The sequence below is a fragment of the Marilutibacter aestuarii genome (assembly GCF_006546775.1).
In the GTDB taxonomy this organism is placed as follows: domain Bacteria; phylum Pseudomonadota; class Gammaproteobacteria; order Xanthomonadales; family Xanthomonadaceae; genus Marilutibacter; species Marilutibacter aestuarii.
This window is the reverse complement of record NZ_VICE01000060.1, coordinates 20,401-32,548: the sequence shown is the minus strand read 5'-3', so window position 1 is coordinate 32,548 and position 12,148 is coordinate 20,401. Positions and strand designations below refer to the sequence as shown.

Annotated in this window: 9 protein-coding genes; 5 read left to right on the top strand and 4 right to left on the bottom strand. The window is 67.8% G+C overall.

Going from position 1 to position 12,148, the window contains the following annotated elements; translation table 11 throughout:
* Positions 1-90 precede the first annotated feature (90 nt).
* The 3 genes from FKV25_RS06460 to FKV25_RS06450 form a co-directional block, all read right to left on the bottom strand.
* Positions 91-471, bottom strand: coding sequence for a hypothetical protein (locus FKV25_RS06460; protein WP_141517969.1), 381 nt, complete (start codon positions 469-471; stop codon positions 91-93).
* Between the two features lie 346 nt (positions 472-817).
* Positions 818-2,854, bottom strand: a complete 2,037-nt coding sequence (locus FKV25_RS06455; RefSeq protein ID WP_141517968.1) for a glycoside hydrolase family 97 protein — start codon at positions 2,852-2,854, stop codon at positions 818-820.
* Between the two features lie 47 nt (positions 2,855-2,901).
* The gene (locus tag FKV25_RS06450) at positions 2,902-4,518 is read right to left on the bottom strand and encodes an alpha-glucosidase family protein (RefSeq protein ID WP_141517967.1); all 1,617 of its coding nucleotides are present in this window, start codon (positions 4,516-4,518) and stop codon (positions 2,902-2,904) included.
* 299 nt (positions 4,519-4,817) lie between these two features.
* On the opposite strand from FKV25_RS06450, the gene FKV25_RS06445 reads away from it, so the two are divergent.
* Together FKV25_RS06445 and FKV25_RS06440 are read left to right on the top strand one after the other, a co-directional pair.
* Positions 4,818-6,341: an MFS transporter gene (locus FKV25_RS06445; RefSeq protein ID WP_141517966.1), complete on the top strand. Its 1,524-nt coding sequence runs from the start codon at positions 4,818-4,820 to the stop codon at positions 6,339-6,341.
* The gene (locus FKV25_RS06440; protein ID WP_141517965.1) at positions 6,338-8,059 is read left to right on the top strand and encodes an alpha-amylase family glycosyl hydrolase; all 1,722 of its coding nucleotides are present in this window, start codon (positions 6,338-6,340) and stop codon (positions 8,057-8,059) included. Before FKV25_RS06445 ends, FKV25_RS06440 begins: the two co-directional genes overlap by 4 nt.
* A 42-nt stretch (positions 8,060-8,101) precedes the next feature.
* Here FKV25_RS06440 and FKV25_RS06435 read toward each other — a convergent pair whose 3' ends face one another.
* The gene (locus tag FKV25_RS06435; RefSeq protein ID WP_141517964.1) at positions 8,102-9,133 is read right to left on the bottom strand and encodes a LacI family DNA-binding transcriptional regulator; all 1,032 of its coding nucleotides are present in this window, start codon (positions 9,131-9,133) and stop codon (positions 8,102-8,104) included.
* Positions 9,134-9,359: 226 nt separating this feature from the next.
* Here FKV25_RS06435 and glnA point away from each other — a divergent pair, with 226 nt between their 5' ends.
* The 3 genes from glnA (at position 9,360) to FKV25_RS06420 (ending at position 12,148) form a co-directional block, all read left to right on the top strand.
* Positions 9,360-10,769, top strand: a complete 1,410-nt coding sequence (gene glnA / locus FKV25_RS06430; RefSeq protein ID WP_141517963.1) for a type I glutamate--ammonia ligase — start codon at positions 9,360-9,362, stop codon at positions 10,767-10,769.
* 257 nt (positions 10,770-11,026) lie between these two features.
* Positions 11,027-11,767, top strand: coding sequence for a TorF family putative porin (locus FKV25_RS06425; RefSeq protein ID WP_141517962.1), 741 nt, complete (start codon positions 11,027-11,029; stop codon positions 11,765-11,767).
* 42 nt (positions 11,768-11,809) lie between these two features.
* Positions 11,810-12,148 carry a P-II family nitrogen regulator gene (locus FKV25_RS06420; protein ID WP_141517961.1) on the top strand — a complete coding sequence of 113 codons (339 nt, stop codon included), beginning with the start codon at positions 11,810-11,812 and terminating at the stop codon, positions 12,146-12,148.

Genomic DNA, 12,148 nt, shown 5'->3' with positions numbered 1-12,148 from the left:
CACCCACTACAACGAGGAAACAGCCAAGCCTCAAGCTCAAGGCAAGGACGTCATGCGCCCCGGGTTGACGGGAAGCTCCCTACGGAATTGTTAGGCCGCGGCACTGACCTGCTCCAGCACAACATGCTTGTCCGATCCCTGCGAGCTAACGATCAGCTCAAGTAGAACATGCCCAGTATTGTCTGTGGGAATGCGCTGCTCAACGAGAGCGAACAACCCTGTGTCATTTGGCTTGAAGTAGCTAACGGCCGGAGCTTGAGCAGGTGGCGGACCAAGAGCGGAAGCTCCGAGGTCCAAAAGGCTAAGCACAAGCTCCTCACGGATCGCGGTAGCCGGGTCGCGGTCATAAGCCAGGGCGTAGCCGAACTGCACAGCCAAATTGCCGAAATCGCCTGAGCAAAGCAGCCGAACTGCAACTGAGCCGAGATCGGCTAAGGACTGTGAATCTGTTTGGTCATCCGTGATCTGCATACGCGGCCTAACACCAAGTAGACCCCAAATATGGGGTGATAACGGATTCTCGGTGCTCGGAGAGCGCGGCGTCAATCGCGCAACGCCCGTTGCATCAATGGGTTAGCGGGATGTTGCCGTAAGGTGTCCCGGCATGTGTCCTGGCTATCAGGCGAATTCGGGGTGATCTCGACGGGACACTCATATTTGGGGTGCCAATTGGAGGCGAATCGCCGCCCTGCCGTGAGGGGGCTTGCAGAGGATTCGCTCGCGAGCCCGGCGCCCGGCCAGGGGCCTGGACGCTACGGGCCGTCGTCTTCGCCGCATCCGCCGCGGTCGTGGCCTCCCGCCTGTCCACGGTCCTCTTTCAGTGGGCGACGAAGCGGATGGCCTCGCCGCCGCCGGGGGCGAGCTTCACGGTCAGCGTGTCGGCGCTGGTGACGTCGCGCTCTTCCCGCACGAATGCGGTCGGGTTGTCGCGCCAGTGCGCGCCGTCGCCGTCGCGGTAGCGCTGGGCGGTGTAGCGGCGGCCGGGTTCGAGGAAGGACAGCGGGACCTGGAGGACGCGGCCCTGCTCGTCGGTGACGCTGCCCAGGTACCAGTCCTCGCTTGCGCGGTCCTTGCGGGCGAAGGTGACGAAGTCGCCGATTTCGCCGTCGACCACGCGGGTCTGGGCCCAGTCCGCGGGAACGTCTTCGATGAAGCGCAGGGCGTCGAGGTGCTTCTCGTAGTTTTCCGGCAGGTCGGCGGCCATCTGCACGGGGCTGTAGATCACCACGTACAGCGCGAGCTGCTTGGCCAGGGTGGTCTGGATGGGCTGGCCGCGGCCCTGCAGGCTGAGGATGCCCGGGGTGTAATCCATGGGGCCGGAGAGCATTCGCGTGAACACCAGGTTGGCTTCGTGCTCGGGCGGGTTGGTCGGCTTCGCCCAGGCGGCGTACTCCATGCCGCGGGCGCCTTCGCGCGACACCCAGTTCGGCCAGGTGCGGCGCAGGCCGGTGTCCTTGATCGGCTCGTGCGCGTTGATCGCGACGCGATGGCGTGCGGCGGCTTCCAGTACGCGCAGGTGGTGGTTCGCGTTCCACTGGCCGTCGTGCCATTCGCGCACGATGTCGCCGTTGGCGTCGCGACGTTCGATCTGCCCGGCGTCGCAGACGTAGCCGGTCTTGACCACATCGATGCCCAGGCGAGCGTTGAGCGCGAAGGCGGCCTCCATCTGGTCTTCGTAGTGGCTGACCGCACACCCGGTTTCGTGGTGGCCGATCAGGTGCACGCCCCTGGTCGCGGCGTAGGCCGACAGCGCCTCGATGTCGAAGTCCGGGGTGGCGCGGGTGAAGTCGAAGTCGTAGCCGTTGCCGAACCACTGGCCGTCCCACCCCGGATTCCAGCCTTCGACCAGCACGCCACGGAAGCCGTGTTTGGCGGCGAAGTCGATGTAGCGCTTCGTGTTGGCCGTGGTCGCGCCGTGCTTACGGCCCGTCGCCCAGCTCTCCTGCTCCAGGTGCAGCGACCACCAGATGCCGACGTATTTGGCCGGCTTGAACCAGCCGACGTCGCCGAGCCGGTTGGGCGCGTTGAGGTTGAGGGTGATGTCCGACGCGGCGTAGAGGGCAGCCGCGCTGTCGGCGATCTGAAGCGTCCGCCAGGGCGTGGCCAACGGCAGGGTGCGACGGACCTTCCAGCCCTCCGAGGCCGGTGCCAGCTGGGCACGGAAGCGCTGGCCCTCCGCGCGGCGCAGCCACATGCCGGCGTAGTCGACCAGGGCGGCCTCGTGGAAGGCGATGTGCAGGCCGTCGTCGGTGCGGACCGTCATCGGCGTATGCGCCTGGGTGACCGCGTCCAGCGGCGTGCGCTGGTAGAGGTACTCGTAGCGGTTCCATTCCCCGGCGGGGATCCACCATGCGGTGGCCGGAGCGTGGACCGCGAACTCGGTCAGTTCGTCGTCGATGGTGGCCCGTGCAAGGCCGGGCTGCTCCGGGAACTCGTAGCGGAAGCCCAGGCCGTCGTCGAACACGCGCACGACGACGTCGAAGCGGCGGTGCGGGGCGATCGTCTCGGCGAAGCGCGCGCGCAGTTCCTGGTGGTGGTCGCGTACGAAGCGGTTCTCGCCCCAGGGTTGCTCCCAGGTCGTGTCGGCGCTGGTGGTATTGGTGGACACCAGCGACAGGTTGCGCTCCAGCGTGCCGCCCTCGCGCAGGCGGAAGCCCAGGCGCGAGTCGTCGATCACCGGCTCGCCCAGGCGCAGGACGCGATAGGCCAGGCGCCCCTCGCTGAGGTCCAGCTCGACCCGCAGCACCTTGCCCGGCGAATCGACGTGGGCCACGGTCTCGGCATGCGCGCCGAAGCTGGCGAACAGCGCCGGGAACACGAGCAGGGCAAGGCGGGGCAGGCGGAGGCAGGGCATGGCGACTCCCGTGTCGGAAGATAAAGGCGCGAGTGCGCGTGGCGGGCTCAGGACAGGCGGGCGAAGAACACGCCGCGTGGGGGCAGGCGAAGCTCGCCCGCGTCCAGCGTGCCGGCGACCAGGCCGTGGCCGTCGAGCGCGCTGGCCTCCATGTCGTCGGGCAGGCGCCAGTCGACGTCCGAGGCGGAGAGGTTGAAGGCCACCAGCAGCGCATCCGCCCCGTGCTCGCGCACGAAGGCCAGCACCGGCTCGCGGGTGTCGAGGAAACGGATGCTGCCTTCGACCAGGGTCGGCAGATCGCGCCGCCAGGCCAGGAAACGCCGGCTCAGGTTGAGCACCGAGGCGGGGTCCTGTTCCTGGGCTTCGATGCTGCGCGCGCGATGCGCTTCCGGGATCGGCAGCCAGGGCGAGCCCGTGCTGAAGCCCGCGTTGTGGCCGTCCGTCCACGGCAGCGGGGTGCGGCAGCCGTCGCGCCCCTTGAAGTTGGGCCAGAAGGAGATGCCGTAGGGATCCTGCAGGGCCTCGTAGGGCACGTCCGCCTCGACCAGGCCCAGCTCCTCGCCCTGGTACAGGCAGACCGAGCCGCGCAGCGAGCACACCAGCGCCACCAGCTGGGCGGCCAGCGCGTCGGAGGCCTCGCCGCCGCCCCAGCGGCTCACCGCGCGCTCGACATCGTGGTTGGAGATCGCCCAGCACGGCCAGCCATGCGGCATCTTCGCTTCCAGGTTCTCGATGGTGCCGCGGATGTAATCGACGCTGAAGTCGTCGGTCAGCAGCTCGAAGCTGTACCCCATGTGCAGGCGTTGCCGGCCGACGTACTCGGCCATCGTCGCCAGCGAGTCCTCCGACGAGAACTCGCCCAGCGCCGCGACGTCCGGGTAGCGGTCCATCAGCGCGCGCAGGGCCTCCATGAACTCCAGGGTCTCGGGCTGGGTGTTGTTGTAGTAGTGGTACTGGTATGCGTAGGGATTGTCGGCGCTGAAGCCGCGGCCCACCCGCAGGTGCGCGGGCTTGGCCGGATTGTCGCGCAGCTGGGCGTCGTGGTAGCAGAAGTTGATCGCGTCCAGGCGCAGGCCGTCGACGCCGCGATCGAGCCAGAACGCCACGTTGTCGAGCGTGGCCTGCCGCACCGCGGGGCAGTGGAAGTTGAGGTCCGGCTGCGAGGTCAGGAAGTTGTGCAGGTAGTACTGCTCGCGCCGCGGCTCCCACTGCCAGGCGACGCCGCCGAAGATCGACAGCCAGTTGTTGGGCGGCGTGCCGTCGGCGCGGGCGTCGGCCCAGACGTACCAGTCGGCCTTGTCGTTGTCCCGGCTCTGGCGGCTCTCCTGGAACCACGCGTGCTCGACGGAGGTGTGGCTCAGGACCTGGTCGATCATGACCTTGATCCCGCGCGCGTGCGCTTGCGCGAGCAGGCGATCGAAGTCATCGAGCGTGCCGAACAGGGGATCGACGTCGCGGTAGTCGGCGATGTCGTAGCCGAAGTCGGCCATCGGCGACTTGAAGAACGGGGAGATCCAGATCGCATCCACGCCCAGGCGCGCGATGTAGTCGATCTTCTCGACGATGCCCGGCAGGTCGCCCACGCCATCGCCATTGGTATCGAGGAAGCTGCGCGGATAGACCTGGTAGATCACCGCGCCGCGCCACCATGAAGCCGTTGTCATTCCCGTCCCCAGGCCATCCATTTCGGGACGCCACTATTCCATGCCGGGATGCCCGCGGCGCGTGTGACCGGGCCCTGCGGGGCGTGAATACGTTTGCACCGTCCATGTTGCAGTGCGATGCCTGTCTAGCATGCGTCCATGCTTTTGCCGGACGTGGCGAATGCGTCCGCGTGCCTGCCGGGAACGTCGTGCAGACAGTCGGACGCCGCGTTCCTGGCATCCCGCGGACGGCTTGCCGTCCCGGGGCTCCACCCACCGCTTCATTCGGCGCCGCGCGCGACGCCCACCAAGGATCCTGCATGAACCCAGCTGCATCGCTTCCCGCCACCCCGCCGGCCAAGCCCGCCCTGTCGTTCTGGCAGATCTGGAACATGTGTTTCGGCTTTCTCGGCATCCAGTTCGGGTTCGCCCTGCAGAACGCAAACGCCAGCCGCATCTTCCAGACGCTGGGCGCGTCGATGGACGACATCCCGATGCTGTGGATCGCCGCGCCGCTGACGGGCCTGCTGGTGCAGCCGATCGTGGGCTACCTGTCGGACCGCACCTGGACCGGGCTGGGGCGCCGCCGGCCGTATTTCCTGGTCGGCGCGGTGCTGTCGACGCTGGCCCTGTTCGCCATGCCCAACGCCCCGCTGCTGTGGATGGCGGCGGGCACGCTGTGGATCCTCGATGCGTCGATCAACATCTCGATGGAGCCCTTCCGCGCTTTCGTCGGCGATCAGTTGCCGGTGCGCCAGCGCGCCAGCGGCTACGCCATGCAGAGCTTCTTCATCGGCGTCGGCGCGGTGGTGGCCAGCCTGCTGCCGTTCGTGCTCGAGCACCTGGGCGTGGCCAACACCGCCGCCCCCGGCGAGGTACCGCCCACGGTGCGCTACGCGTTCTACTTCGGCGGTGCGGTGCTGCTGCTGGCGGTGGGCTGGACCGTGGTCAGCACGCGCGAGTACCCGCCCGAGCTCAACGCGCGCTGGGACGAAGCGCCGGCGCTGCCGCGACGCCCGCGCAACGACGTGCTGCTGGGTCGCGTGGGCACTGCCTGCCTGGTGCTGGGCGCGGCGGCGATCGCGGCGATCCTCCACTTCGGCCTGGACCGTGCGCTGACCGTGCTTGGCGGCCTGGTCGCGGCCCTGGGCCTGGCGATGCTGTTGCGCCAGCGCGTGGGCAGCGACAGTGGCTTCGCCCGCATCGTCGATGATCTCTACGACATGCCGGTGACGATGGTGCAGCTGGCGGTGGTGCAGTTCTTTTCCTGGTTCGCGCTGTTCGCGATGTGGATCTACACCACCGGTGCGGTCACCGGGGTGCACTTCGGCAGCAGCGACACCGGATCGGCGGCCTACAACGCCGGCGCCAACTGGGTGGGCGTGCTGTTCGCCGCCTACAACGGGTTCGCCGCGCTCGCGGCGATCGCGATCCCGCTCATGGTGCGGCGCTGGGGCCTGCGCGGCAGCCACCTGGTCAACCTCGCCCTGGGCGGCCTGGGCCTGCTGTCCTTCCTGTGGATACGCGACCCGCACTGGCTGCTGCTGTCGATGGTCGGCGTGGGCTTCGCCTGGGCGTCCATCCTGTCGCTGCCATACGCGCTGTTGTCCGACAGCCTGCCTGCCGCGAAGATGGGCGTGTACATGGGCCTGTTCAATTTCTTCATCGTGATCCCACAGCTCGTCGCGGCCAGCCTGCTGGGTTTCCTGCTCCGGCATTTCCTCGGCGACGCCCCGATCAACGCGCTCGCGGTCGGGGGCGCCAGCCTCCTGGTCGCCGGCCTGTTCACGCTCCGGGTCCGCGTCGCCACTCCGGTCGCGCCGGTGGCGGGGGTGGCCCGATGAGCCGCGCGTCGCGCGCCATGCTTGGCGCCACGGTGGCCGCGGTGCTTGCCGCCTGCGCCCATGCCCCCGATCCTGCACCGTCGCCGCTGCCCGCGCCCAGCCTGCGCCCGGACTACTACGGCACGCTCGAGCCCTTCGCCTCGGATGCGGTGTACTTCGTGATGACCGACCGCTTCGTCAACGGCGACCCGGCCAACGACCAGCGCGACCAGGGCGGCGGCGATCCGGCGCTGCGGACCTTCGACCGGCCGGTGCCGGGCGACGCCAACGGCGCGAACATCGGCTACCTGGGCGGCGACTTCCGCGGCCTGCTCGACAATGCCGGCTACATCGCCGACATGGGCTTCGGCGCGGTCTGGCTGACGCCGATCGTCGACAACCCCGACGAGGCCTTCACCGGCGGCGATCCGATCGGGTCCGAGGCGTTCTTCAAGGACCGTGGCAAGACCGGTTACCACGGCTACTGGGGCGTGGACTTCTTCCGCCTGGACGAGCACCTGCCCAGCCCCGGGCTCGACTTCGCCGGCCTGACCGCCGGCCTGTCCGGGCATGGCCTGAAGACCGTGCTCGACATCGTCGGCAACCACGGTTCGCCATCGTTCACGATGCCGGCCGACCAGCCCAAGTTCGGCGAGATCTACGAGGACGGCCGCCTCGTCGCCGACCACCAGAACCTGGCCCCGGCGGACCTGGATCCGGCCGGCAACCCCCTGCACCGCTTCTTCCACGACGAGCCCGACCTGGCGCAACTGTCCAACAACGACGACGGCAACCCGGCCGTGCTGGACTACTACTGCCGGGCGTACTCCAAGTGGATCGGCGAGGGCGCGGCCGCTTTTCGCATCGACACCATCCGGCACATGCCGCCGGCATTCTGGCAGCGCTTCAGCGACTGCATCCGCGCCGCACACCCGGGCTTCTTCATGTTCGGCGAGGCCTTCGACCACGACGCCGACAAGATCGCGCCGTTCACCTGGCCCGGCGGGGGCGAGGTAAGCGTGCTGGACTTCCCGCTCAAGGAGCGCATCGACGCGGTGTTCGGCCGGCAGCGCCAGGGCTACGAGAAGATCGCCGAGCGCCTCTACCTCACCGACGGTCCGTATGCGAACCCGTACGAACTGATGACCTTCTACGACAACCACGACATGCCGCGGATGGACGCCAGCGACGAGGGCTTCATCGATGCGCACAACTTCCTGTTCACCGCGCGCGGCATCCCGGTGATCTACCAGGGCTCGGAAATCGGTTTCATGCGCGGGGCCGCCGAGCACGCTGGGAATCGCAACTACCTGGGCCAGGCCCGCATCGACGCCGCAGCTGGCCACCCGGTCCACGCGTCCCTGCGCCGGATCGCGCGCGTCCGCGAAGCCACCCCGGCGCTGCAGCGGGGCCTGCAGCTCGACGTGCAGATGCACGGAGACCGGGCGGTGTTCTACCGGGTGTTGCAGCAGGGCGGCTTCGCCCAGCTCGCGCTGGTCCTGCTCAACAAGGGCGATGCCGCCGCCGACTTCGAGGTCTCGCGCTGGTTGCAGGCGGGCGCCTGGCGCGCGGCGCTGACCGGCCGCACGCAGGCGGTCGAGGCGGGGGGCGTGCTGCGCGACACGGTGCCGGCGCATGGGGTCGAAGTCTGGGTGCTCGATGCACCGGCACGTCGCGATGACCTGCGCGAGGCGCTCGACCAGGCGATGGCCCACCGCCTGGGCGGACCCGCGCGATGAGCCACGCCCGGCGCGGTGCCGGCCGCCCCCGGCGAGGGGCGCTCAGCCCGCCCCGCTGGAGCGCCTGACCACCAGCGACGCGGGCAGGGTGGTGCTCTGCACCGGGCGGTCGCGGATCTGGGCCAGCAGCGACTCCACCAGCAGGGCGCCGGCGCGCGAGGTGTCCTGGTAGACCGTGGTCAGCGCCGGCTGTGCGAAGCGCGCCATGGGGATGTCGTCGAAGCCGGCGACCGCGATGTCCTCCGGCACGCGATGGCCGGCCTCGGTCAATGCGCGCATCGCACCGATGGCGATCAGGTCGCTGGCGGCGAATACTGCGTCGAACGGCTCCTGCCGCGCCATCAGCCTGCGTGCGGCCTCGTAGCCGGCTTCCTCCGAGCTCACTGCGTCGACCTGCAGCGCCGGCTCCATGCGCAGTCCGTGCGCCTGCAGCGCGGCGTCGCAGCCGCGATAGCGGTCGAAGAACTCCGGGTAGTGGCTGGAGGCATCGCCGAGGAAGGCGATGCGCTTGCGTCCCAGTGCCGCGAGGTGGTCGCCGACCAGGCGGCCGCCGTGGTGGTTGTCGCAGCCGATCGAGATCCCCGGCTGGCCCGGCAGCACCGCGCCCCAGCGCACGAAATGGGTACCCTGCTCGACCAGGGTGTCGAGCTTGCCGCGGTAGGCCAGGTAGTCGCCGTAGCCGAGCAGGATCAGCCCGTCGGCCTTCATGCTGTCCTCGTAGTCGGCGTGCCAGTCGTCGGAGAGCTGCTGGAACGAGACCAGCAGGTCGTGGCCGTGGCGCGCGCAGGCGCGCGTGATCGAACCCAGCATCGACAGGAAGAAGGGGTTGATGTGGGAGTCGTCCGGGGTCGGGTCCTCGAACAGCAGCAGCGCGAGCGTGCCCGACCGCTGCGTGCGCAGGCTCGAGGCGTGGCGATCGACCTTGTAGTTCAGTTCGCGGACCGCCTCCTCCACCCGCTTGCGGGTCTCGGCATTGACCAGCGGACTGCCGCAGAGCACCCGCGACACGGTGGCCTGGGACACGCCCGCGCGGTCCGCGATATCGAGGGAGGTCACCTTGGATTTACGGGCCATCGAGGGCGTGTTCCTGCCGGGTTGCCAACCTCGGCAGTGTAACCGGGGTCGGTCGACTCGCTGCCTCGTCATGGTGCGAGGGTGTGAAATGGTGCACCAAACCGGTGCGAAAACGGGTTTCTCTTGAAACCACTTTAAATCGAATCAGGGGCTTGCAGGCGTCATCGGCTTGGCACGGCCCTTGCGTTAGCTTGGGTATCCACCCCAATTGGAAGGCCGTAATCCCATGTCGCTTGAGAATGTCGAAAAGCTTGTCCGTGACCACAAGGTCGAATTCGTCGACCTGCGCTTCGCCGACATGCGTGGCGTGCAGCACCACGTCACCTACCCGAAGTCCATCGTCGATGCCTCGCTGTTCGAGGACGGCAAGATGTTCGACGGTTCGTCGATCAACGGCTGGAAGGGCATCAACGAGTCCGACATGGTGCTGCTGCCCGATCCGAGCACGGCCTACCTGGATCCCTTCACCGCCGATCCGACCCTGGTGATGACCTGCGACATCCTCGATCCGGCCACCATGCAGTCGTACTCGCGCGATCCCCGCGGCGTCGCCAAGCGCGCCGAGGCCTACCTGAAGGCCAGCGGCATCGCCGAGCAGGCCTTCTTCGGCCCGGAGCCGGAGTTCTTCATCTTCGACTCGGTGCGCTACGCCAACGAGATGGGCAACACGTTCTTCCACATTGACTCGGAAGAAGCGCACTGGAACTCCGCCAAGGAGTACGAGGGCGGCAACAGCGGCTATCGTCCCGGCATCAAGGGCGGTTACTTCCCGGTCGCGCCGGTCGACTCGCTGCACGACATCCGCGCCGAGATGTGCAAGATCCTCGAGGAAGTCGGCATCGAGGTCGAGGTCCATCACCACGAGGTCGCCAATGCCGGGCAGTGCGAGATCGGCACCAAATTCAATTCGCTGGTCAAGAAGGCCGACGAACTGCTGATGATGAAGTACATCATCAAGAACGTCGCCTTCCGCAACGGCAAGACCGCGACCTTCATGCCCAAGCCGATCGTCGGCGACAACGGCAGCGGCATGCATGTCCACCAGTCGCTGGCCAAGGGGGGCAACAACCTCTTCAGCGGCGATGGCTACGGTGGCCTGAGCCAGATGGCGCTGTGGTACATCGGCGGCGTGTTCAAGCACGCGCGCGCGATCAACGCCTTCACCAACGCCACCACCAACAGCTACAAGCGCCTGGTCCCGGGCTTCGAGGCGCCGGTGATGCTGGCCTACTCGGCCCGCAACCGCTCGGCCAGCTGCCGCATCCCGTACGTGTCCAACCCGAAGGCGCGCCGCATCGAGTTCCGCTTCCCGGATCCGATGCAGTCGGGCTACCTGACCTTCGCCGCGCTGATGATGGCCGGCCTGGACGGCATCAAGAACCAGATCGACCCGGGCGCGCCCAGCGACAAGGACCTCTACGACCTGCCGCCGGAGGAGGAGAAGAACATCCCCACCGTGTGCCACAGCCTCGACCAGGCGCTGGAGGCGCTGGACAAGGATCGCGAGTTCCTCAAGGCCGGCGGCGTGTTCACCGATGACTTCATCGACGGCTACATCGCGCTGAAGATGCAGGAGGTCACGAAGTTCCGCGCCGCGACCCACCCGCTCGAGTACCAGCTGTACTACGCCAACTGATCGAACCACGCACGGCCGCATCGAAGGATGCGGCCGTGCTGCTTCAAGGGGAGCCACGGACCGGGCGACGATCCGGCCGTGGCTTCCGTTCCGGCGGGACGACCGCCCTGCAACGACAGGAGGACTTCGAACGACGGGCCATGCCCGCCGCGGCCCACTGCGGCCCGGAAAAAGCGCACGGCGCGAAGATCGCCGGCGCCGCCAGAGCACGAACCAATGACACCGGGAGGGGCCACCGCTTATGAGGAGCCTGCGTCATGTCGTCTCACACCAAGATCGTTGCAAGCAAGTTCGCGACCAGGGGAATGCCATCGGTGCTGCTGATGGCGATGTTCGCCGCCATGGGGATGGCGCGCGCGGAGGCCGGGGAGGTCTCCGGGTCGATCACGCTGACCAGTGACTACCTGTTCCGCGGCATCACCCAGACCAACGAAGAGCCGGCCCTGCAGGGCGGCATCGAATACGCTGCCGACAGCGGCTTCTACGCCGGCGCATGGGGCAGCAGCATCAGCTGGCTGTCGGATTCCGATCCTGACATCTCCAGCCAGGTCGAGATCGACGGCTACCTCGGCTACCGGGGCGATTTCGGCGACAGCGGCGTCGGCTACGACGTCGGCGCGATCTATTACTGGTACCCCGGCGACTATCCATCCGGCTTCAACAGCGCCGACACCACCGAGGTCTACTTCGGCGTGGGGTGGTCGTTCCTGTCCGCGAAGTACTCCTACGCGGTGACCGACCTGTTCGGCATCCCCGATTCCGACGGAAGCAGCGCCCTCGACCTGGGCGCGAGCTGGGAGGTCGCGCCGGGGTGGTCGCTCGACGCCGCCGTGGGCAAGCAGTGGGTGGAGAACGTCGATGGCGGCGACTACGCGTACTGGAAGGTCGGGGCGGGCAAGAGCTTCGACAACGGCTTCGACATCGCCGTCGCCTACAACGACAACGACCTGATCGGCCCCGACGAAACCTGGACCTTCGCCGTCACCAAGTCGTTCTGACCCACGTTTCGACAGACCGCAACAACGTTACGGAGCATGTGCATGAAACTGATCACCGCCATCATCCGGCCATTCAAGCTCGACGAGGTGCGCGAGGCGCTCACTGAAGTCGGCGTGTCCGGAATCACCGTCACCGAGGTCAAGGGTTTCGGGCGACAGAAGGGCCACACCGAGCTCTACCGCGGGGCCGAGTACGTCGTCGATTTCCTGCCCAAGCTCAAGGTCGAATGCGCCGTGCCCGACGCCATGCTCGACGCCGCCCTGGAGGCCATCCAGGCCGGCGCGCGGACCGGGAAGGTAGGCGACGGCAAGGTCTTCGTCAGCCATCTCGAGGCCACGATCCGAATCCGCACGGGGGAGCTTGACGATGACGCGCTTTGA